19 protein-coding genes are annotated in these 19,234 nt (G+C 61.2%); 10 read left to right on the top strand and 9 right to left on the bottom strand.

The annotated features are described in order from the left end of the window. Positions 1 to 304 precede the first annotated feature (304 nt). Positions 305 to 1,045 (top strand): osmolarity response regulator transcription factor OmpR, encoded by a 741-nt coding sequence (ompR, locus tag N005_RS04940; RefSeq protein ID WP_025211284.1) that lies wholly within the window; start codon positions 305 to 307, stop codon positions 1,043 to 1,045. A 112-nt stretch (positions 1,046 to 1,157) separates the two neighbouring features. Continuing rightward, on the top strand, positions 1,158 to 2,471 hold the full coding sequence (locus N005_RS04935) for an ATP-binding protein (protein ID WP_047699941.1): 1,314 nt from the start codon (positions 1,158 to 1,160) through the stop codon (positions 2,469 to 2,471). Positions 2,472 to 2,552: 81 nt separating this feature from the next. Here the strand turns inward: N005_RS04935 and rimK are convergent, their stop codons facing one another. Both rimK and rimB read right to left on the bottom strand, forming a co-directional pair. Beyond that, positions 2,553 to 3,458 carry a 30S ribosomal protein S6--L-glutamate ligase gene (gene rimK / locus N005_RS04930; protein ID WP_047699940.1) on the bottom strand — a complete coding sequence of 302 codons (906 nt, stop codon included), beginning with the start codon at positions 3,456 to 3,458 and terminating at the stop codon, positions 2,553 to 2,555. Further along, positions 3,455 to 3,937 (bottom strand): retropepsin-like aspartic endopeptidase RimB, encoded by a 483-nt coding sequence (gene rimB / locus N005_RS04925; protein WP_047700161.1) that lies wholly within the window; start codon positions 3,935 to 3,937, stop codon positions 3,455 to 3,457. Before rimB ends, rimK begins: the two co-directional genes overlap by 4 nt. A gap of 241 nt (positions 3,938 to 4,178) precedes the next feature. On the opposite strand from rimB, the gene N005_RS04920 reads away from it, so the two are divergent. The 3 genes from N005_RS04920 (at position 4,179) to N005_RS04910 (ending at position 7,469) form a co-directional block, all read left to right on the top strand. Beyond that, complete coding sequence (locus N005_RS04920) at positions 4,179 to 4,583, top strand: RNA-binding S4 domain-containing protein (protein ID WP_047699938.1); 405 nt, start codon at positions 4,179 to 4,181, stop codon at positions 4,581 to 4,583. 260 nt (positions 4,584 to 4,843) lie between these two features. Further along, entirely contained in the window at positions 4,844 to 5,746 is a 903-nt protein-coding gene (hslO, locus tag N005_RS04915) for an Hsp33 family molecular chaperone HslO (protein ID WP_047699936.1), read from the top strand. A gap of 178 nt (positions 5,747 to 5,924) precedes the next feature. Beyond that, the gene (locus N005_RS04910) at positions 5,925 to 7,469 is read left to right on the top strand and encodes a phosphoenolpyruvate carboxykinase (protein ID WP_047699933.1); all 1,545 of its coding nucleotides are present in this window, start codon (positions 5,925 to 5,927) and stop codon (positions 7,467 to 7,469) included. Between the two features lie 101 nt (positions 7,470 to 7,570). Here the strand turns inward: N005_RS04910 and N005_RS04905 are convergent, their stop codons facing one another. Both N005_RS04905 and N005_RS04900 read right to left on the bottom strand, forming a co-directional pair. Then, complete coding sequence (locus N005_RS04905) at positions 7,571 to 7,837, bottom strand: hypothetical protein (RefSeq protein WP_047699931.1); 267 nt, start codon at positions 7,835 to 7,837, stop codon at positions 7,571 to 7,573. 462 nt (positions 7,838 to 8,299) lie between these two features. After that, positions 8,300 to 9,364, bottom strand: a complete 1,065-nt coding sequence (locus tag N005_RS04900) for a S8 family peptidase (RefSeq protein ID WP_047699929.1) — start codon at positions 9,362 to 9,364, stop codon at positions 8,300 to 8,302. Between the two features lie 300 nt (positions 9,365 to 9,664). Here N005_RS04900 and N005_RS04895 point away from each other — a divergent pair, with 300 nt between their 5' ends. Together N005_RS04895 and N005_RS04890 are read left to right on the top strand one after the other, a co-directional pair. Then, on the top strand, positions 9,665 to 10,882 hold the full coding sequence (locus tag N005_RS04895; protein WP_047699927.1) for a 3-hydroxyacyl-CoA dehydrogenase: 1,218 nt from the start codon (positions 9,665 to 9,667) through the stop codon (positions 10,880 to 10,882). 40 nt (positions 10,883 to 10,922) lie between these two features. After that, positions 10,923 to 11,342, top strand: a complete 420-nt coding sequence (locus N005_RS04890; protein WP_047699925.1) for an acyl-CoA thioesterase — start codon at positions 10,923 to 10,925, stop codon at positions 11,340 to 11,342. A gap of 71 nt (positions 11,343 to 11,413) precedes the next feature. On the opposite strand, the gene N005_RS04885 is transcribed toward N005_RS04890, so the two are convergent. The 4 genes from N005_RS04885 to N005_RS04870 form a co-directional block, all read right to left on the bottom strand. After that, entirely contained in the window at positions 11,414 to 11,890 is a 477-nt protein-coding gene (locus N005_RS04885) for a glycine zipper domain-containing protein (protein ID WP_047699923.1), read from the bottom strand. A 210-nt stretch (positions 11,891 to 12,100) separates the two neighbouring features. Further along, complete coding sequence (locus tag N005_RS04880; RefSeq protein WP_047699921.1) at positions 12,101 to 14,449, bottom strand: FdhF/YdeP family oxidoreductase; 2,349 nt, start codon at positions 14,447 to 14,449, stop codon at positions 12,101 to 12,103. Further along, on the bottom strand, positions 14,446 to 15,285 hold the full coding sequence (gene fdhD / locus N005_RS04875) for a formate dehydrogenase accessory sulfurtransferase FdhD (protein WP_047699919.1): 840 nt from the start codon (positions 15,283 to 15,285) through the stop codon (positions 14,446 to 14,448). The genes N005_RS04880 and fdhD overlap by 4 nt, the downstream gene beginning before the upstream one ends. 92 nt (positions 15,286 to 15,377) lie before the next feature. Further along, positions 15,378 to 16,265, bottom strand: coding sequence for a LysR family transcriptional regulator (locus tag N005_RS04870; RefSeq protein WP_047699918.1), 888 nt, complete (start codon positions 16,263 to 16,265; stop codon positions 15,378 to 15,380). 136 nt (positions 16,266 to 16,401) lie between these two features. Here N005_RS04870 and lysM point away from each other — a divergent pair, with 136 nt between their 5' ends. Further along, on the top strand, positions 16,402 to 16,851 hold the full coding sequence (lysM, locus tag N005_RS04865) for a peptidoglycan-binding protein LysM (RefSeq protein ID WP_047699916.1): 450 nt from the start codon (positions 16,402 to 16,404) through the stop codon (positions 16,849 to 16,851). 144 nt (positions 16,852 to 16,995) lie between these two features. Here the strand turns inward: lysM and yrfG are convergent, their stop codons facing one another. After that, positions 16,996 to 17,658, bottom strand: a complete 663-nt coding sequence (yrfG, locus tag N005_RS04860; RefSeq protein ID WP_047699915.1) for a GMP/IMP nucleotidase — start codon at positions 17,656 to 17,658, stop codon at positions 16,996 to 16,998. An 88-nt stretch (positions 17,659 to 17,746) separates the two neighbouring features. Between yrfG and nudE the strand changes: the two genes are divergently transcribed. Beyond that, a complete protein-coding gene (gene nudE / locus N005_RS04855; RefSeq protein WP_047699913.1) occupies positions 17,747 to 18,313 on the top strand; it encodes an ADP compounds hydrolase NudE in 567 nt (188 codons plus the stop codon). Further along, positions 18,310 to 19,137 carry a 3'(2'),5'-bisphosphate nucleotidase CysQ gene (cysQ, locus tag N005_RS04850; RefSeq protein WP_047699911.1) on the top strand — a complete coding sequence of 276 codons (828 nt, stop codon included), beginning with the start codon at positions 18,310 to 18,312 and terminating at the stop codon, positions 19,135 to 19,137. Before nudE ends, cysQ begins: the two co-directional genes overlap by 4 nt. Positions 19,138 to 19,234 lie beyond the last annotated feature (97 nt).

The raw sequence follows: 19,234 nt of genomic DNA, 5'->3' as shown, positions 1-19,234 counted from the left end.
GCGAGACTGGTTGAGCGGCCTGGCGTGGGCCGCTGCCTGGGTCAAGAGAGGCTGCCTGTTGACCCGCGAAATTCAAAAAGTGCTGCCCGGCCAGAGGGAAAAAGCCCCATCGAGGGTGACGATCCGACATTCCCTGGCACAAAAGGCCGCGCATTATAACCAGCGTTGCGTTCTTCGGGGGTGTCATGGTCTGTAGGTCCGATACCCGTATGGGTGGAGATGGAGGAAAAATCTGCTAACAATGCACACGGTGCGTATAACGGCAGCTAGGCCATAATGCGCGCCGAGATCAAAGGAGCTTCCTATGAGCAGCACTGCACAAACTGCTGAAGGCGAAAAAATTCTGATTGTTGACGACGACCCGGGGCTGAGCAGCCTGCTGGAGCGTTTTTTCGTCAGCAAGGGCTACCGGGCCCGCACCGTACCCAATACCGAACAGATGGATCGGCTGCTGGCCCGTGAAGTTTTCAACCTGGTGGTACTCGACCTGATGCTGCCTGGCGAGGACGGCTTGACGGCCTGCCGCCGCCTGCGCGGCGCGAACAACCAGATCCCGATCATCATGCTCACTGCCAAGGGCGACGAGCTGAGCCGTATCAAGGGCCTGGAACTGGGCGCCGACGATTACCTGGCCAAGCCGTTCAACCCCGACGAGCTCATGGCCCGGGTCAAAGCGGTCCTGCGCCGTCAATCGGCCCCGGTGCCGGGTGCCCCGGGCAGCGAAGACGAAAGCGTGACCTTCGGCGACTACGAGTTGTCCCTGGCCACCCGCGAGCTGAAGCGTGGCGATGAAATCCACATGCTGACCACCGGCGAGTTCGCCGTGCTCAAGGCCCTGGTGATGAACGCCCGTCAACCGCTGACCCGGGACAAACTGATGAACCTGGCCCGTGGGCGCGAGTGGGATGCGCTGGAGCGCTCCATCGATGTACAGATTTCCCGCCTGCGCCGGATGATCGAGCCCGATCCTTCCAAGCCGCGCTATATCCAGACCGTCTGGGGCGTGGGCTATGTATTCGTGCCGGATGGTGCCGCCAGCAAGTGATCGGCGATTTGTAGGAGCGGGTGGCCTGGCAGGTTGAGTTCTTCTTCCAGGCGACTCGCGGTCCGTCAGTATGCGAGCATCGCTCGCTCCTGCAAGTGTGTAGCGGTTATCCATGAAAACCCCGGTTTGGTTCCCCCAGAGTTTCTTCTCCCGCACCCTCTGGCTGGTGCTGATCGTCGTGCTCTTTTCCAAGGCACTGACGTTGGTCTACCTGCTGATGAACGAAGATGTCCTGGTGGACCGCCAGTACAGTCATGGCGTTGCCCTGACCTTGCGGGCCTATTGGGCTGCCGATGAAACCAATCGGGCGAAGATCGCCGAGGCGGCGACGCTGATCCGGGTGGTCGGTGCCGGTGTGCCGGAAGGCGAACAGCACTGGCCCTACAGCGAGATCTATCAACGGCAGATGCAGGCCGAATTGGGCGCCGATACCGAGGTGCGCTTGCGCATGCACTCACCGCCTGCGCTGTGGGTGCGAGCCCCAAGCCTGGGGGATGGCTGGCTGAAGGTGCCGTTGTACCCGCATCCCCTGCGCGGCCAGAAAATCTGGAACGTGCTGGGCTGGTTCCTGGCCATCGGTCTGTTGTCGACCGCGTCGGCATGGATCTTCGTCAGCCAGCTCAACCAACCGTTGAAACGCCTGGTCTACGCGGCCCGACAGTTGGGCCAGGGGCGTAGCGTGCGGTTGCCCATCAGTGACACGCCCAGTGAAATGACCGAGGTGTACCGGGCCTTCAACCAGATGGCCGAGGATGTCGAGCAGGCCGGACGCGAGCGGGAGCTGATGCTCGCCGGGGTCTCCCACGACCTGCGCACGCCGCTGACCCGGTTGCGGCTGTCGCTGGAGCTGATGGGCGAGCGCACTGACCTGACCCAGGAAATGGTCCGTGACATCGAAGACATGGATGCGATTCTCGACCAGTTCCTGGCGTTCATTCGCGACGGACGCGATGAGTCGGTGGAGGAAGTGGACCTCAGCGAGTTGGTACGGGAAGTGGTCGCGCCCTATAACCAGGGCGACGAAAAGGTGCACCTGCAGTTGGAGCCGATCCAGCCGTTCCCGTTGCGCCGAGTGTCGATGAAGCGGCTGCTGAATAACCTGATCGGCAACGCCCTGAACCATGCCGGGGCCGGCGTCGAGGTGGCGGCCTATGTCTCTGGCGACACCAATGCGCCCTATGTGGTGCTGAGCGTCATGGACCGTGGCGCCGGCATCGATCCGTCGGAGCTGGAAGCCATTTTCAATCCCTTCACCCGTGGCGACCGTGCCCGGGGCGGAAAGGGCACGGGGTTGGGCCTGGCGATCGTCAAGCGCATTGCCTCGATGCACGGCGGCAACGTCGAGTTGCGCAACCGCGTCGGTGGAGGGCTCGAAGCGCGGGTGCGGTTGCCGTTGGGGTTGATGTTGCCCAGGGATGCGGTATAGAAGCAGCGGCGAGCTACGAGCGGCAAGCTACAAGCTGATTTGCTTCTGCTTGAAGCTTGAAGCTCGCAGCTCGCAGCTGCTCTACCCCTTGCCCTTGGTCCGGGTCATGTTCGGCCCGCCATTTTTTTCCAGATGCTCGATGATGATTCCCGCCACGTTCTTGTTCGTGGTGGTCTCGATGCCTTCCAGGCCAGGCGAGGAGTTGACCTCCATCACCAACGGGCCGTGGTTGGAGCGCAGGATGTCGACACCCGCCACGGCCAGACCCATGACTTTTGCCGCGCGCAGGGCGGTCATGCGTTCTTCCGGGGTGATCTTGATCAGGCTGGCGCTGCCACCGCGATGCAGGTTGGAGCGAAACTCCCCAGGCCGGGCCTGACGCTTCATCGAAGCGATGACCTTGTCGCCGACCACGAAGCAGCGGATGTCCGCGCCGCCGGCTTCCTTGATGTATTCCTGGACCATGATGTTCTGCTTGAGGCCCATGAATGCTTCGATCACCGATTCTGCCGCCGTCGCGGTTTCGCACAGGACCACGCCAATACCCTGGGTACCTTCCAGTACCTTGATGACCAGCGGTGCGCCATTGACCATCGCGATCAGATCGGGAATGTCGTCGGGTGAATGGGCAAAACCGGTGACCGGTAGGCCGATACCACGCCGCGACAGCAACTGCAGCGAGCGCAGCTTGTCCCGGGCGCGGGCGATCGCCACGGATTCGTTGAGAGGGAATACCCCCATCATTTCGAACTGGCGCAACACGGCGCAGCCATAGAAGGTCACGGATGCACCGATGCGCGGGATCACCGCATCGAACCCTTCCAGTGGTTGGCCCCGGTAGTGGATCTGCGGCTTGTGGCTGGCGATGTTCATATAGGCGCGCAGGGTGTCGATCACCACCATTTCATGGCCACGCTCTGTCCCGGCCTCAACCAGGCGACGAGTGGAATACAGACGCGGATTACGCGACAGCACAGCGATCTTCATGCAACACCTGTGGCAGGGGTAGTGGATACCGGGAACGCCGGCTTGTCTTGAACGTATTTTATGCCTGGATTGACCACCAACTGGCCGTCGATCAAGGCCTTGGAACCCAACAGCAGGCGATAGCGCATGGACTTGCGGCAAGCCAGGGTGAACTCGACCCGCCAGATCCGATCCCCGAGTGCCAGCGTGGTGCTGATCACGTAGCGGACCTGGGCATGACCGTTGGAGCTTTTGATCGTCTTGCGCGCCACCAGCGGGGCTTCGCAGCGGCGATGACGCAGTTGTACCACCGTGCCCAGGTGCGCAGTGAAGCGTACCCATTTCTCACCGTCACGCTCGAATGGCTCGATGTCGGTGGCGTGCAGGCTGGAGGTACTGGCACCGGTGTCTATTTTTGCCCGTAGGCCCGCGACCCCCAGATCCGGGAGCGCCACCCACTCGCGTAGACCGACAACGGTCAAATGGTCAAAAGTCTTCAATAAAAACAACCTGTGATCGGTACTTCGGATCAGGGAGCCTGCGAGTCGCGGCATTCGTACAGAATAATCACAAAATGGCGACAGTTATCCAGTGGCCTGGGTGGCTGATTCATGCACTCGACTTCAGTGCAAGATTTGCCGGAAGGGCCGGTTCGGTCGGCATTCTATCTGTCGGCGCGAATTCGTGCGCCCGACAAAAACGGTAGTACAGTTCTGGCTATTGGCAGAAAGAGGAATTGCAGTGGCACAAAAACAGGAAGAGGACGACAAGGTCCGTCTCGATAAGTGGTTGTGGGCAGCGCGATTCTATAAAACACGTGCGCTCGCCAAGGCCGCCATCGAAAGCGGCAAGGTCCACCATCGGGGCGAACGTTGCAAACCGGGCAAAGAGCCGCGCATCGGTGATGAGTACGTCATTCGCGCCGGGTTCGACGAAAAGACCGTAATGGTCGAAGCGTTGTCGATCGTGCGGCGTGGGGCGCCCGAAGCGCAGACCCTGTATCGCGAAACCGAAGCCAGCATCGCCCGGCGCGAAGCCGCCGCGGCCCAACGCAAGGCCGGTGCCCTGGGCGTCAGTACCGACGGCAAGCCGAGCAAGAAACAGCGTCGGGACCTGTTCAAGTTTCGCGGCAGCAACAGCGAATAAAGGTGCTCCCGGCGTAATCGGCGATGGCTGGGAGGATCTATCTGTGGCGAGGGGATTTATCCCCGCTGGGCTGCGTAGCGGCCCCAAAAAGACAGGGCCGCTGCGCGCCCCAGTGGGGATAAATCCCCTCGCCACAGGTAGGTGTTGGGGGCTACGAACGGTGTGGCCGTCCAGCCCCAATCCCTCCCTTGCTTGGAACCACCCTCGAATGCCCATAAAATGTTCGACATCCTTTGCCATCACCTCAGATACCGATCCTTATGACTGATTTACCGGATAACGACTGCACCCAACGTTTCATCTTTGATGACATCGACGCTCGTGGCGAAATGGTGGCGTTGGAGCGTAGCTATGCCGAAGTCCTTGCCAAGCACCCCTATCCGGAGCCGGTCGCGCAATTGCTCGGTGAGTTGATGGCGGCGGCGTCGCTGTTGATCGGCACGTTGAAATTCGATGGCTTGCTGATCCTCCAGGCCCGCTCCGAAGGGCCGGTTCCGATGCTGATGATCGAATGCTCCAGCGAGCGCGAGATCCGAGGCCTGGCCCGCTATCACGCCGATCAGATCGCCCCAGGTGCGACGCTGGCCGACCTGATGCCAGAGGGTGTGCTGGCCCTGACGGTCGATCCGACCCATGGCAAGCGCTACCAGGGCATTGTCGATCTCGACGGCGATTCCCTGGCTGAATGTTTCACCAATTACTTCGTCATGTCCCAGCAGACCAACACCAGGTTCTGGCTCTTTGCCGACGGGCGGCGCGCCCGCGGCCTGCTGCTGCAACAATTACCCGTCGACCGTATTCGTGATTCGGAAGAACGTGAGGCCAGCTGGCAGCACGTCACCGCTCTGGCCAGCACCTTGAGCGCCGATGAATTGCTGAGCCTGGACAACGAAACGGTCTTGCATCGTCTCTATCATGAAGAAGCCGTGCGGCTGTTCGACGAGTTGCCGCTGCGCTTCCAATGCAGTTGCTCTCGTGAACGATCCGGCAATGCGCTGGTCAGTCTGGGTCTGGAAGATGCGCAGCAACTGGTCATCGAGCATGGCGGCGCCATCGAGATCGATTGTCAGTTTTGCAATGAGCGCTACCTGTTCGATGGGGCGGACGTTGCCCAATTGTTCGCCGGAGCGGGTGTCGAGGCACCGTCAGATACTCGTCACTGAATCGGTTCAGTGCAGGTAAATCTCCTGACAAACGCCGGATTTACGCCGTACTGACGGGAGGGCCCTACTCTTTTTGGGCTTTTCTGGCATAATCCGGCCCACTTTTTTCGGGTAGTAGTGCGCGACTTCCTACTACAAAACGTTTGGAGCACTCGGCCAAGGGCCGATGGGGAACCACATGACGCAAGCCAATAACGCCGTGTACACCGATCTGAGTGTCGATGATCTGGTCAAAGAAGCCCTGAATCGCGGTGAAGGCGAGCTTGCCGATACTGGCGCGCTGGTTGTTCGTACCGGTCATCGTACCGGTCGCTCGCCAGCCGACCGTTTCATCGTAGAAGAACCGACCACCCAGAACGCCATTGCCTGGGGCCCGATCAACCGCAAGTTCCCGGCCGACAAGTTCGATGCCTTGTGGAGCCGCGTTGAAGCCTATCTGGGCGAGCGCGAGCGTTTCGTATCCCACGTCCATGTAGGTTCCGATCCTGCGCACTACCTGCCGGTCAAGATGACCACCGAAACGGCCTGGCACAATTTGTTCGGTCGTTGCCTGTTCATCAACCCCGAGCAATACAACGCCGGCGGCAAGGATGAATGGCAGATCCTCAACGCGCCGAACTTCGTTTGCGAGCCTGCGCGTGACGGCACCAACTCCGACGGTACCGTGATCATCAACTTCGCGGCCAAGAAAGTCCTCATCGCCGGCATGCGCTACGCCGGTGAAATGAAGAAAGCCCTGTTCTCCGTCCAGAACTTCCTGCTGCCGGCGGTTGACGTACTGCCGATGCACTGCGCCGCGAACATGGGCGAAGAGGGCGATGTGACCCTGTTCTTCGGCCTGTCGGGTACCGGCAAGACCACCCTGTCCGCCGACGAAAGCCGCTACCTGATCGGCGACGACGAGCACGGCTGGGGCGTGGGTGTGGTCTTCAACATCGAAGGCGGTTGCTATGCCAAGTGCATCGACCTGTCCGAGAAGAACGAGCCGGTGATCTGGAAAGCCATCCAGCACGGTGCCGTGCTGGAAAACGTCGTCCTGGATCCGGTCACCAAGAAAGCCGACTACGCCGACGACAGCCTGACCCAGAACAGCCGCGCCGCCTACCCGCGCGAGCTGATCGAAAAACGCGCGCCGAAAAACCTCGGTGGCGAGCCTAACGCCGTGATCTTCCTGACCTGCGACCTGACCGGCGTGCTGCCACCCGTGTCGATCCTCAGCGAAGAACAAGCCGCCTACCACTTCCTGTCGGGTTACACCGCGTTGGTAGGCTCGACCGAAATGGGTTCGGGCAGCGGCATCAAGTCGACCTTCTCCACCTGCTTCGGCGCACCGTTCTTCCCGCGTCCGGCCGGTGAATACGCGGAGCTGCTGATCAAGCGTATCCGTGGCTTCGGCTCCAAGGTCTACCTGGTCAACACCGGCTGGACCGGCGGTGGCTACGGTGTCGGCAAACGCTTCAACATCCCGACCACCCGTGCGGTGATCGCAGCGATCCAGAGCGGTGCGCTGATTGGTGCCGAAACCGAACACCTGGACATCATCAATCTGGACGTGCCGTTGGCCGTTCCAGGCGTCGAGACCGGCCTGTTGAACCCACGCAACACCTGGGGCGACAAGGCTGCCTACGACGAGGCCGCCAAGGCCTTGGCCAGCCTGTTCATCGAGAACTTCAAGAAGTTCGAAGTGAGCGACGCGATCAAGGCTGCTGGTCCGCAGCTGTAAGGTTTGGTCCGCGAATAGAAAACCGCCCTTCGGGGCGGTTTTTTTATGGGCGCTCATCCGTGTCCATCCCTTGCGCACGTCCGTTCCGCAGACCCTGATGCCTAGCGCAATCGCTGCCGTACCACCTCCAGCAGTTCGCTGCCGTCCTGAACCAACAGATAAAGCGCATGGACGATGCTGGGGATGTCCTTTACATCGGCATGCTCGAAGCAAAGGCAATGCAGGGTTTCGAGCAGGTTGCTGGAGGCTTGGATGCGTTGGGCGGCGGCGTCGCAGAGATGCTGGAGATCGGCCTCGGTGTCGATGATCAGGACAGGTGTGCTATTGAGCCGCTGGTATTGCTCGACAGGCGGGTTGGACGGTTGCATTTGAGCCTCTTCGGTACGACGTTTGAATCGCGCCGTGGACTATAGAGAGCTTTATTCAGGGATCGCAATATGGCCTGGAGGGACAGGTTGCGTAGGACGTTTACCGGCGTCTGACGCTCGATGAGGGCCTTATTCCTGATGCTTGCTCGTTGTCCTGTTTTCCGCGTAAATCTCCGTTAGGTCCTACACAGGCTCTGTAGGCATGGCTCAAGAAGCGGTAGGCCGCTTCTGATAAGGCCGTAATAGATCACAGCCCTATCATCAGACACTTGCTGAGATACCTGTCGTTGCACAGGTCAGCCAGGCAGTGAAGTGATCGCAGGCGTCATGCTCGGGGCTTTACAGTGGGCAAGCAGTGGCGGTATTTCGGGGATTTTCATACATCCGGCCAACAATAGAGACGCGGTCATGGCGGAGAGGATGGTCAGTTTAAGCGACATGGTTTTTCCCTTTGAAAGTTGATCAATCAACCAATGATGCTGGGGGGCGTGCAGAAGCCGCTTCAAGGTCCATCAAGCCTCGCCCATAGGCCTCGCTGTTGGCGTAGATACCCGTGCGATTGCTTGTCGCCAGCAGGTGCTCACGTACCTGCTGCGGACTGAGTTGTGGATAACGGCTCTGCAGCGCAGCCAGTGCGCCGGTGACCAGCGCGGCTGCCGGAGAGGTGCCGGCGGTGTGTACGTAACGTCCATCCCTGGCAACGGTGAGCAGGCCTGCCTGAGCACCTGCGTCCCCACCGGGAACGGCGATGCACCAGGCTGCCGCAACCCCGCAATAATTGGATTTGCCGTTGATGGCACTGCCATCGTTCTTCAGTGCAACGACCGCGATCCAGCCTTTTTCCAGCTCAGGCAATGCCGCTGGCAAACCTGGTTCGGCCAGGGGCTCGCGCTTGAGTTCGTTGCCGGTCGGAAAGACAAACACGGCGCCTTCCGATACCAGCCTTCGGGCAACGCCCAGTGAGTCGGGCATTACCTGGTTGTAACGTGATTCGGTGATTTCGGTTGCGGGGATGGCGTTGGCCCACGAGTTATTGAACAGGCGGGCGCCCTTGTCGAAGCCACTTTGCCAGGAGCGGGCAATTTCGCTGTCGAAGAAAAACGGCTCGTTGTCGTCGCCGAAGCGAAAGGGGATCAGCCGGGCGTTGAAGGCGATCCCGTGCATGCCCTGATTGTCCTTGTTGGCGGCGAGGATGCCCGCCATCTGGGTGCCGTGGCCGATGCGGTCGACTGTGCCGGGACGATCCTCGACATAGTCGTATCCCGGATCGGCCAACCTGCCTTCGAACTCTTGCAGGTGGGCGTTGAGTCCCGAGTCGACCAGCGCCACGGTCATGTCCTGGCCGGTGCCGCCACGTGCATACAAAGCCGAAGCCTTTACGACGGACAGGCCTCGTTGCGCGAGATACTCGGGGGTTTCGAACACGGCCGGTTCCACGCCGGGTTGCTCAGGAATGGTCAGGCAGCCGGCCAGCAGTGACGCTGACATGATGGCCAGGGTGCGTAGCGCGGAAAACGGGTGTGGCATGGTTCGGTCCTTGAACTGGGCTCTGGATCACCGGGCCTCCTGGCCCGATGTAGCGCGTGAATTGACGGTGCACCTTAACCCGCGAACGATGCTGGAACGAGGCATCAAAGTGCCCGGATTTGTATCACCTCGTGGCAAGGGAAAGCGCAGCCATGGCCGTCTCAAGGGCAACATCCGCAAGAGACACCTGTGGGCAGCATCCATCCGCTGAATGCCGCCCATCACACGAATAAATTTCAAAAACAGTCGGCGGCTGACTAAGGTGAAGGCTGTCTTTGGGTCGCCGACGAGAGAGCAGACATGAGCCAGATGATTGAGCACGCCGCCGTGATCGGTGCAGGCACCATGGGGCGGGGCATCGTGATGTGCCTGGCCAATGCCGGCGTGACGGTGCGGTGGGTCGACAATAACCCGCAGATGCTCGAACAGGCGCTGGCCGCCGTGGCCGAGACCTATGCCCATGGCGTGCGCCAGGGCCGTATCGACCAGGGTGAAGCCGATGCTCGGATCGCCAGGGTGACCAGGGCCGGCGATTACGCGGCGATCCATGACGTGGACCTGGTGATCGAAGCGGTGTATGAGAACCTTGAACTCAAACAGCAGATTTTCCGCGAGCTGGATGGCCTGCTCAAGCCTGAGGCTATTCTGGCGAGCAACACGTCGGCCCTGGATATCGACGCCATTTCCGCCGTCACGCGCCGCCCAAGCCAGGTCCTGGGGCTGCATTTCTTCAGTCCGGCGCACATCATGAAACTGTTGGAAATCGTGCGCGGCGCACAGACCTCCAGAGCGGTGCTGGACACCGCCCTCGCATTGGGCAGCCGCATGGGCAAGGTCAGTGTGGTGTCGGGCAATTGCCACGGCTTCATCGGCAACCGGATGCTTCACCCTTATGTGCTGGAAGCTCGCAAAATGTTGCTGGAGGGCGCCTTTCCCCATCAGGTCGATGCGGCGTTGCAGGGTTTCGGCTTCGCCATGGGGCCGTTCCGGATGTACGACGTGGTCGGGATCGACCTGGAGTGGCGGGCGCGGGAACTGGCCGGCAAAGGCCAGGATGTGCCCGAGGTGCAGGTGGACAATCGCCTGTGCGAACTCGGGCGGTTCGGCCAGAAAAGCGGCAACGGGTACTATCACTACGAGCCCGGCAGCCGGCAGGCCGAGCATGACGTGGAAGTCGATGCGCTGGTGCAGCGGGTCAGTGAAGAACTGGGTTTTCAGCGTCGGGAGATCGACAGCGGGGAAATTCTCGAGCGGTGCCTGCTGGCACTGGTCAACGAGGGGGCGAAGATCCTCCAGGAAGGCATTGCCGAGTCGGCCCACGACATCGATCTGGTGTACCTCAACGGCTACGGGTTTCCGGCGGACAAGGGCGGTCCGATGGCCTGGGCTGACCGGCAAGGGCTTGAGGATATCCACGCGCGATTGCTGGAGCTCGAGACGAAGCAGGGAGACCAGTGGAGACCTGCGCGCCTGATCGGGGAGCTGGCGGCGCAGGGCAAGGGATTCGCGCAACGGTAGCCATCTCGCAACGATCACTGACAACCGAAAAGGGAAACTGATGCCCCAACGTACCGAATACCCTCATCTGCAAGCCATCACTACGCGCTGGCATGACAACGACGTGTACGGTCACGTCAACAATGTCACCTACTACAGCTTCTTCGATACGGCGGTGAACACCTACCTGATCGAGGTCGGCGGCCTGGACATCCAGGGTGGGGAGGTCGTGGCGTTCGTGGTGAGTTCGGCCTGCGATTACTTTGCGTCCATCGCATTCCCCGAGCGAATTGAAGTGGGCCTGCGGGTCGGGAAGCTGGGTAGCAGTTCGGTGCAATATGAACTGGCGGTCTTCAAGGCGGGGGAGGAAGAGGCCTGCGCTGCGGGGCGCTTCGTGCACGTGTTCGTGGACCGGGCGTCGAATCGGCCGGTGGCGATTCCGGATCGGTTGCGTGCGGCCCTGGAGCGGTTGGCGGTTTGAAACGAAAAATCGCAGCCTCCGGGGAGCGGTAGGCTGCGATCTTCAGATCCAGCGGGTATCAGTCCGCTTGGTTAGTCGCGGTAGTAGCGGTGATGCTTGCGATGCCCATAGGCATGGCCGCGACCTGGATGGCCGTCACGGTAGTAGCGGCGGTCACCACGGCGACCTTCATAGCGACGATCGTCGTCATCGTCCTTGCCCATGTAGTTACCCAGTGCACCGCCGGCGCCACCGCCTGCTGCTGCACCGATCAGGCTGCCGGTGCTGCCACCGACGCTACGGCCGACCACGTTACCGCCGGCCGCACCCAGCGCGCCGCCGATCGCCGCTTCGCCGCGGCTGTGCTTGTCCGCGCCGACGGCACTACCGCCCGCGCCGCCCAGGGCCGCACCGATGGTCGAACCGGTATTGCCGCCCAGGGACTGGCCGACGACCGAACCCAAAACCCCGCCCAATGCGCCGCCGACACCCGCTTCGGCGGTACCGCCGGCAGACGCGACGCCACTGACCAGGCCGAGGGACAACAAGAGAATGGAGGAGAACTTCATAGAGGAGCCTCAAAGGGATGACGGCGCGATCCTGAGGCTGGCTTCGCTTGGTGACAATCGAAATCCGACGAGTAACACGACTTGTGCACAATTCTCTAAGTTATTGTTTTATGGGCGGAACTTAATGTATTTGCGCCGGTCTTTAGCTACTTCGGACAGGCCGTTTTCTATGAAAAACGGCCTTTTTTGTGGGCGAATGAAAAGCGACGGTCAGGCCGATTTGGCCAGGATTAACCCATCCTCGCTCGCTGCTTCCAGACGGATTGCCACGAACTTCGAGGTTGGGGTATCGCTTTCGTCGCCAGTGCTTTCCAGCGGCACCAATGGATTGACTTCCGGGTAGTAGGCTGCGGCCTGCCCGGCAGGAATGTCGAATGCCAGCAGGGTAAACCCTTTGACCCGCCGCTCGCGACCGTCATCCCAGAGCGAGACGATATCGGCCTTCTGTCCTGGCTTGAAGCCCAGGCGAATAATGTCGGCTTCATTGACGAACAACACGTCACGCTGGCCTTTCACGCCACGATAACGGTCGTTGAGGCCGTAGATGGTGGTGTTGTACTGGTCGTGGGAGCGCATGGATTGCAGAATCAGGTCCGGCAGCTGACCGGTGGCGCGGGTGCGCTCATGCACCAGATCAGCCGGTAACCGGTTGGGCTTGAAGTTGGCGCGGCCCGAAGGGGTGCTCCAGCGACGTACGCTGGCGCTGTTGCCCAGGTAGAAGCCGCCGGGGTTGTGCAATTTCTCGTTGAAGTCCTTGAAGCCGGGAATGGTGTCGGCGATCAGGTCGCGGATGCGGTTGTAGTCGGCCACCAGCCAGCTCCAATCCACCGGACGCTCACCCAGGGTGGCGGCGGCCATGCCGGCAATGATCCAGGGCTCGGAACGCATCTGGTTGGACAGGGGTTCCAATTGCCCATTGGAGGCGTGGACCATGCTGAAGGAGTCTTCCACGGTAACCGCTTGCGAGCCGGCGGCTTGCCGGTCGATGTCGGTGCGACCCAGGCACGGCAGAATCAACGCTTCCTTCCCATGGGCCAGGTGGCTGCGGTTGAGCTTGGTGCTGATCTGTACGGTCAGATCGCAGTTGCTCAGGGCCTGGAAAGTCCGGTGACTGTCCGGGGTAGCCTGGGCGAAGTTGCCGCCCAGACCGATGAAGACTCTCGCCTGGCCCGCGGCCATGGCATGGATCGCCTCCACCACGTTGTGGCCGTTCTCCCGCGGTACCTTGAATTGGAAGCGCCGCTCCAGTGTGTCGAGAAACGCTGCGGGTGGGCGCTCGTTGATTCCCATGGTCCGGTCGCCCTGCACGTTGCTGTGGCCCCGAACCGGGCACAGGCCCGCGCCGGGTCGGCCGATATTGCCACGCAGCATCATCAGGTTGGCGATTTCCTGGATGGTCGCCACCGAGTGGCGATGCTGGGTGATACCCATCGCCCAGCACATGATCACGTTCTTGCTGTTGGCGTACATGCGTGCCGCCTGCTCGATCTCCACCAGGGGCAGGCCCGATTGCTCGACGATCTGCTCCCATGAGGTGTCGTCGACCACGGCCAGGTATTCCAGCACGTTGGCACTGTGCTCGTTGAGAAACGCGTGGTCGAACACGGCGGGAGCGCCGGTTTTTTGCGCTTCACGTTCCCATTGCAGCAGGAATTTCGCCATGCCGCGCAAGATGGCCATGTCGCCGCCCAGGGCCGGACGGAAAAACGCGGTGTTGGTGGGTTTGTTGCCGTTGGTGAGCATCTCGAACGGGTTCTGCGGATGCTGGAAGCGCTCCAGGCCACGTTCCTTGAGTGGGTTGATGCAGACCACCTGGGCACCGCGCTTCACTGCTTCGCGCAGTGGCTCGAGCATTCTTGGGTGGTTGGTCCCCGGGTTCTGGCCCCAGACGAAAATCGCGTCGGAGTGCTCGAAATCGTCGAACGTCACCGTGCCCTTGCCTACGCCGACACTCTGGGACAGCGCCACACCGCTGGCCTCGTGGCACATGTTCGAGCAGTCGGGGAAGTTGTTGGTGCCGAAAGCGCGCACGAACAATTGATACAGGTAGGCCGCTTCGTTGCTGGCCCGGCCGGAAGTGTAGAACTCGGCCTGGTTCGGGCTGGACAGCCCTTTCAGGTGCTTGCCGATGAGGGCAAACGCCGCTTCCCAGCTGATGGGCTTGTAGCGATCGGTCTCGGCGTCGTAGCTCATAGGCTCGGTCAGGCGGCCCTGGTATTCGAGCCAGTAGTCGCTCTGCTCCAGCAATGCCGTGACGCTGTGCCGGGCGAAAAATGCAGCATCGACACGGCGTTTGGTCGCTTCCCAGTTCACCGCCTTGGCGCCGTTTTCGCAGAACTTGACCATGCCGCTTTCCGGCGAGTCGCCCCAGGCACAGCCCGGGCAGTCGAAGCCGCCGTTCTGGTTGGTCTTGAGCATCATGCGGAGGTTTTTCAGCGCGTTATCGCTGGTCAGCCAGGCCTGGGTAACGCTGATCAGCGCCCCCCAACCACCGGCCGGGCCTTTGTAGGGCTTATAGCGCGGTGCGGGTTTCTGGTTGGCTTGTTGATGCTTGCTCACGCGTGTTTCTCCATCGCAGGGCTGTAGACCCGCGGCGCACTTTTTTGCGGCAGGTGGATAAGATTGAGGTTGTGTTTGCGGGCCCACTGCACGGCAAGGCCGGTGGGCGACGACAGACTGACCAAGGTCTGGATACCGGCCCGCAACACTTTCTGGATCAGTTCGAGGCTGCAGCGACTGGTCACGATCGCCACGCCATCGGTCATCGGAATCTGTTGGCGGACCAAGGCGCCGATCAGTTTGTCGAGGGCGTTGTGACGGCCGATGTCTTCGCGGCCCAGCAGCAATTCGCCCTGGCCATTCATGAACAGCGCCGCGTGTACCGCGCCGCAGTGCTGGCCCAAGGGTTGGAACTGGCCGATCCGCTGACGCAGGCCATCGAGCCACTGTGCAGGGGGCAGCGCTGCGCCGGGCAGCACTTTCAGGTCCGGCAACGCCTGTTCCACGGCTTCCACGCCGCAGAGCCCGCAGCCACTGGTACCGGCCAGTTGCCGGCGCTGTTGCTTGAGGTTCCAGAAGGCACGGTTGGCGATGGTCACCTGGGCATATTGTGCCGAGCCGGTGCCGCTCAGTTGCAGGTCATAGATGTCCGATGGATCGGTGATGATGCCGCTGCCCAGGCTGAAACCGACGATGAAATCCTCAAGATCGGTGGGTGTGACCAGCATGACGGCCTGGCTGATGCCGTTATAGGCGATCGCCAACGCCACTTCCTCGGCGAGCTCCGTGCTCTGCGTTTGGGCGTGGTCCAGGTTGCTGTAGTGATAGCTCTGGCTGGCGCTGGGCGCGGGTGTTTGCGCGGCGGGCACCGGACAGGCCGGAGGCTTGGCTTTCATGGCATCACCGACGGTTCGAATAGTGACAAGACTAAATGCGGCAATCTGCCACGTCTAATCGCTATTACCGATCTTTCGATAGATGACGTCGATCAAGATGTTGCTGTTGATTTCTGATAGAGGGCGAAACAGGCCTCTGCCAACGCCGAGCGCGGGGCACCGCGGCGCATGATGAGCCCCAGTGGGACCAGCGTTTGCGCATCGACGATAGGCTGCATGCGCAGGTCTTCGGTCAGGACATCAAGGCCGCTGTTCAACGGCATCACCGCGCAACACAGCCCACCATGTACGGCTTGCAGGAGCTGATGCACGGCGTCGGTTTGCAACAGTGGACGGGGGGCGAGGTTGCGGCTGTGGAAGTTGTGATCGATGGACTGTCGAAAGTGCATGCCGCTGGTGAGCATGCCCAGGGGGAGTTCGATCAGCGCTTGCCAGGTCAGGGGTTGTTCACCGAAGAAAAAAAAGCGCTGGTCGTACAGCAGGCCCATGCGGGTAGGACTGAACGGCAGGGATTCGAAACGCTCGTTGTCCAGGCGCTCCAGGTAGGAAACGCCCAGGTCGATGCGGTTGCTTGCCAGTTGTTCGAGGATCTGTTCGGAGCTCAGGGACGACAGCTCGAAATGCAGCTCGGGGTGCTCGGCATGCAGTCGTTGCATCATCGACAGCGGGTCGAAGTCGGACAGGGGCACCACGCCCAGGCGCAGGGTACCGGCCAGATTGCCACGACAGGCTGCCGCTTCGGCTTGCAGGCCGTCGTACGCCGCCAGCACCGTACGCGCCCAGGCCAGTACCCGTTCCCCTGGCGCGGTGAAGCCTTCGAAGCGCTGGCCGCGATTGACCAGTGGCAGGTCAAGTTCCTCTTCAAGGCTGCGCAGGCGCATCGACAAGGTGGGTTGAGTGATGTGACAGCGTGCGGCGGCTTGGCCGAAGTGGCGGGTTTCGTCCAGCGCGATGAGAAATTTCAGCTGCTTGATGTCCATCTTCGCTCCAGGGCGCGGGGAGATTCGGATTCTAGCGCTTGCGCGTGGCGCGGTCATTGGTCGGCCGGGAGCGTGGTTCGTTTCGTTCGGGTCTAGTCTGGTACGTCTGGACATTCAAACCCAGGGAGAGAATACGATGAGCCTTTTCAGTTTTTTGAAAGATGCCGGTGAGAAAATTCTTGATGCGTTGACACCCGACAAGGCCCAGGCCAATGGTGAAGCGCTGACCCGGCACGTGCAGCACGCGCTGACAGGCATTGATACGTCAAAGATCCAGGTGAAGGTCGAGGGCGAAAAAGTCGTAGCCACGGGTGAAGCCGCGAGTCAGGAAGAGAAGGAAAAGATTCTGTTGGCGTTGGGTAATGTGGCCGGTATCAGCGGTGTCGATGACCAGATCACGGTTACCGGTCCGGTCGCGAAGGAGGCCAGATTCGTGACGGTCGAAAAAGGCGACACCTTGAGTGCTATTTCCAAGCGAGTCTATGGCGATGCAAACAAGTACATGAAAATCTTCGAGGCCAACAAACCGATGCTCAAGAACCCGGACAAGATCTATCCAGGGCAGTCGTTGCGCATTCCCGAATAGCGAACCCTGTGGCGAGGGAGCTTGCTCCCGCTGGGCTGCGAGGCAGCCCCAAGACCGGTGGACGCCTGATGTCTGATTCAACGCGTCAGATGGATTGGGAGTCCTTCGGACTCCAGCGGGAGCAAGCTCCCTCGCCACAAAAGCTCAAAGCCCTGCAATCAGATCCCGATAATCCCCCAGCGCCGCGAACTCCCCCGTATCCTTCGGCCCCTTGCGGCTGTCCGGTTCGCTGACGGCCAGCAGGTGTGCTACGCCGAAGTCCCGGGCACTGCGCAATACCGGCAGGGTGTCGTCGATGAACAAACTGCGAGCCGGGTCGAAATCCAGGTCGGCTTTCAGCGCGTCCCAGAATTGCGGGTTTTCCTTGGGGAAGCCGTAGTCGTGGGAGCTGATCAAGCGCTCGAAATAAGGGGCAAGCTCAATGCGTTCCAGCTTCAGGGACAACGAGTCACGGTGGGCATTGGTGATCATCACCACGCGCTTGCCGGCTCGCTGGATGGCCCCTAGGAAGGTATCGGCATCCGGCCGCAGGGCGATCAGGTGCGCGGTTTCCAGTTTCAGCTCGCGCACCGGCAGTTTCAGCTCTGTGCTCCAGAAATCCAGGCAATACCACTGCAACTGGCCGGCGTTGCGTTCGAACAGCGGTTGCAGTTCCATCTCGGCCATGGCCCGGCTCACGCCATGCAAGTCGGCGTAGCGCTGGGGCAGGTGTTCCATCCAGAAATGGTTGTCGTAATGCAGGTCCAGCAAGGTGCCGTCCATGTCCAGCAGCACCGTGTCGATCTCGTGCCAGGGCAGCAAGGCCATAAAACTTCTCCAGCGGTAATCGGATATCCGCCATAAACATTCAGGATAGGCCGGGTATAGTAGCCTGCTATCGCCCAGGGAGCCGTTTATGCGCCAGAAACCCACCATACTCGATCGACGGATCGTCGCCACCAGCCGCTTGTTTTGCGTGGAGGAGCTGAAGCTGCGTTTTTCCAATGGCGTGGAACGCACCTACGAGCGTTTGGCGGGCAAGGGCCCGGGTTATGGCGCGGTGATGATCGTGGCGATGCTCGATGCCGATCACGCGGTGTTGGTGGAAGAGTATTGCGGCGGTACCGATGCTTACGAGCTGTCGCTGCCCAAGGGCCTGATCGAGCCGGGCGAGGACGTACTGGCGGCGGCCGAGCGTGAGCTCAAGGAAGAAGCCGGTTTTGGTGCGCGTCAGTTGGAGCACCTGACCGAGCTGTCGTTGTCTCCCGGCTACATGAGCCAGAAAATCCAGGTAGTGCTGGCGACGGACCTGTACGAAGAACGGCTGGAGGGGGACGAGCCTGAGCCGATGCGCGTGGACAAGGTCAACTTGCGGGAGTTGTCGACCCTTGCGCAAAACCCGCAGTTCACTGAGGGCCGCGCTTTGGCGGCGTTGTACCTGGCCCGTGACCTGCTGACTCTGCGTGGAGCGTTCCTGGCATGAATTACCCTCATCCCCTGATGGCCCCGGTGGTCGAATTGGCGCGCAAGGCCGGCGAGGCGATCCTGCCTTTCTGGCGTGCCAACGTGCAGGTTGTCCAGAAGGCCGACGAGTCGCCGGTGACCGCCGCGGACATGGCCGCTCATGACGTCATCGTGGCCGGGCTGACGGCCCTGGCCCCGGAGATCCCGATCCTTTCCGAAGAGGACGCCGATATCCCCCAGGATGTGCGCGCCGGCTGGCAGCGCTGGTGGTTGGTGGACCCGCTGGATGGGACCAAGGAGTTCATTTCCGGTAGCGAGGAGTTCACCGTCAACATTGCGCTGATCGAGCGGGGACACGTGGTGTTTGGCGTGGTATCGACGCCCACCAACGACCGCTTCTACGTTGGCGGCGCGGGGCTGGGCGCCTGGCGTGGCGACAAGGGCGCCGAGCCCGTGCCAGTAGGGGTGCGTAACGTGCCTGGGCCGGGTGAAGCGTTCACCGTGGTCGCCAGTCGCCGTCATACCAGCCCGGAGCAGGAACGTCTCTTGAGCGGTTTGAGCCAGAGCCTGGGGGAACTGCAGCTCACCAGCATTGGCAGTTCATTGAAGTTTTGCCTGGTAGCCGAAGGCGCGGCGGACTTCTATCCACGATTGGCGCCCACGTCCCAGTGGGACACCGCCGCGGCTCAGGGGGTGCTGGAAGGCGCGGGCGGCGAGGTGTTGGACTTGAGCGGCGATAGGTTCTGCTATCCGCCGCGGGAATCGCTGCTGAATGCATCGTTCCTGGCGTTGCCGGCGAAAGCAGCGTGGCGTGAGCAACTGCTGGCGTTTGCTCGTTCCTGAGTCATTAATGCTTTTTTTTTGTGGCGAGGGAGCTTGCTCCCGCTGGGCTGCGAAGCAGTCCTGGAATTTTGCGGTCGTTGCGCAACCGAGCGGGAGC

This window comes from Pseudomonas mediterranea CFBP 5447 (genome assembly GCF_000774145.1).
Classification (GTDB): Bacteria; Pseudomonadota; Gammaproteobacteria; order Pseudomonadales; family Pseudomonadaceae; genus Aquipseudomonas; species Aquipseudomonas mediterranea.
Note: the sequence above shows the minus strand (reverse complement) of the source record. Positions and strands in the feature narration are given on the sequence as shown.